This window comes from Pseudoalteromonas rhizosphaerae, from assembly GCF_902498845.1.
In the GTDB taxonomy this organism is placed as follows: domain Bacteria; phylum Pseudomonadota; class Gammaproteobacteria; order Enterobacterales; family Alteromonadaceae; genus Pseudoalteromonas; species Pseudoalteromonas rhizosphaerae.
In genome coordinates this window covers 1-393 of the sequence record NZ_CABVLM010000064.1, presented here as the reverse complement: position 1 = coordinate 393, position 393 = coordinate 1, and the positions used below count along the sequence as shown (strand labels likewise).

Annotated in this window: 1 protein-coding gene; it reads right to left on the bottom strand. The window is 54.5% G+C overall.

Going from position 1 to position 393, the window contains the following annotated elements; all coding sequences use genetic code 11:
• On the bottom strand, window positions 1-393 hold a 393-nt coding region (locus PSR9079_RS23485), incomplete at both ends, for an ATP-binding cassette domain-containing protein (protein ID WP_149983464.1).

Here is a 393-nt window from a genome sequence, read left to right as displayed (position 1 = left end):
CCATAAATGCGCTCAATCAGTTCAGCAGTGACAATCTCCTTCGGCGCTCCCTGAGCAACAATTTTCCCTTCCCGCAATGCAATCAAATGGCTGGCGTAACGACAGGCCTGATTAAGATCGTGCAGCACCGCCGCCAGGGTATAGCCTTTCTCGCGGCTCAGTTCGCTTAACAGTTCCAGTAGATCAATCTGATGACTGATATCCAGCCAGGTCGTGGGTTCGTCGAGCAGCATAATTGCCGTTTCCTGGGCCAGCACCATCGCGATCCACGCGCGCTGGCGTTGTCCGCCAGAAAGGGTATCCACGCTTTGATCTGCCAGATGAGTTATTCCCGTGGCCTGCATCGCTTTCGTTACCGCTTCTTCATCCTCTTTGCGCCAGCGGGTAAACAGC